This is a genomic window from Flavobacterium sp. UBA4854 (genome assembly GCF_002399805.1).
Classification (GTDB): domain Bacteria; phylum Bacteroidota; class Bacteroidia; order Flavobacteriales; family Flavobacteriaceae; genus Flavobacterium; species Flavobacterium ginsengisoli.
Map to the genome: position 1 here is coordinate 58,620 of NZ_DHEI01000021.1, position 1,922 is coordinate 60,541.

The 1,922-nt window shown below is 39.1% G+C and carries 1 protein-coding gene; it reads left to right on the forward strand.

The genetic code is table 11. The annotated features are described in order from the left end of the window. Window positions 1-1,738 (forward strand): T9SS type A sorting domain-containing protein (locus tag B3J44_RS02480; RefSeq protein WP_286965545.1); only part of this gene is annotated, 1,738 nt, incomplete at its 5' end. Window positions 1,739-1,922 lie beyond the last annotated feature (184 nt).

Consider the following 1,922-nt stretch of genomic DNA (forward strand, 5'->3'; position numbering starts at 1 on the left):
CACTTTAGTCGGTCCAGCATCACCAACAGGCAGTTGGACGAAACCCGAAGGTACTGGTGCAACCGATTTTAAAGAAAGTGCCTTTGGCTCTGACGTTTGGACATTTACAGGATATTTAAACTTGGGGGAGATTAAAATCCATGCGAAAGCAGGCGGTTTTGCTTCAGGCAGCTGGACTAGCGGTTCATGGCTACAAGCAAAAAACAGTAATGCAAATTTTCTGACCGCCAATGAATATGTGGTAGGAGGCGCCGACAATAAATGGAATGTTGCGGCTGCGGGGCTTTATAATATAAAAGTAAATTTGCGTGAGAAGAGCTTAGATGTAAAAAAAATAGACTATGATTACATGACCCTTGTAGGCCCGGGATCCTCTATTGGAAATTGGGCCACGCCCGAAGGAGATTCAAGCACAGATTTTGCAGAAACTGCCCCAAATTCAAACATCTGGCTTTTTAAGGGGAATTTAAATGCTGGAGAGATTAAGATCCATGTAAAATTAGGATCTGATTTTATTGCAGGCAACTGGCTTGACGGATCCTGGCTTCAGGCAAAATCGGCAAATGCCGATTTTCTAACTCAGACAGAATACCTTATTGATGACAGCAATGATTTTAAATGGAATATTGAAGAATCTGGGTACTATATAGTAACTGTTGATCTTAATGCAAACAAGATAGCCGTACAGAGAAGATATTTTGATTATATGACTTTATCAGGACCCGGATCTCCAATTGGAAGCTGGAACAAACCAGAAGGAGATATAAACACCGACTTTATACAAACGTGTCCTAATTCGAACATCTGGACTTTTACAGGGATGTTGAAGGTAGGCCAGGTTAAAATTCATGCAAAAATCGGATCGGATTTTATAGCCGACAACTGGCTTGACGGTTCTTGGCTTCAGGCGAAAAGCAATAATGCTGATTTCAGAACTGCTGCAGAGTACATAATTGACAGCAGCAACGATTATAAATGGAATGTTGCGCAAGCCGGACTGTATAAAATTACAGTCGATCTGACAAAGGGACGCTTATCAGTGAAGAGGTTGGATTATGATCATCTTACTTTAGTTGGTCCCGGTTCCCCATCAGGGACTTGGATCAGACCTGAAGGTGATATTACTACTGACTTGGCCAGAACGGCACCAGACTCGAATATATGGACTTTTACAGGTGCATTAAACGCAGGTGAGATCAAAATTCATGCAAAATTGGGAACAGATTTTATTTCCAATAATTGGGAGGATGGGAACTGGCTGTATTCTGACGCTGTTAATGCTGACTTTCTTACTGCTGCGCGATACCGTGTTGACGGGACTGATACAAAGTGGAATATTGCGGAAGCAGGTGTTTATAACATTACAGTTAACCTTGCAACGGAACTCTTAACAGTACAAAAGGTGGATCAAAATAGTATAATATTACAAAAAAACTCCCTAAGTAATAAACCAGTATCTTTAGTTGGCAATGAAGTTTCAATTGTTCAAAATGAAATGGTTGTTTATCCCAATCCAACTTCAGGCTTGTTTTCAATTCAAATTAAACGTCCAAAATCAGCAAAAGCGACTGTTTATATTTTTAATCTGAATGGTGCGGTTTTACAAAAGCGAAATATAGTTTTCTCGGAAGAAGTCCAAAATTTCGAATTCAATATTACGGGTGCAACGTCTGGAATATACTTGATAAAGGTTGACTGTTTGGATGGTGTCACTCAAAATCTGATTTTGCAGAATTAGTATGATTTTAATAACAGCCTTAAACCGCCTGCTGTCTTGGGGCGGTTTTCGCTTTATTTTACTTTTTTTCTGTATTTTATAAATAACAAGTTGCAAATAAACAAAATAGATTATAGTTAAAAGAGTAATGCCGAGCAATCTATTTAATAGTACAATTAGATGGAGTTGCATGTGAAAGAAACGC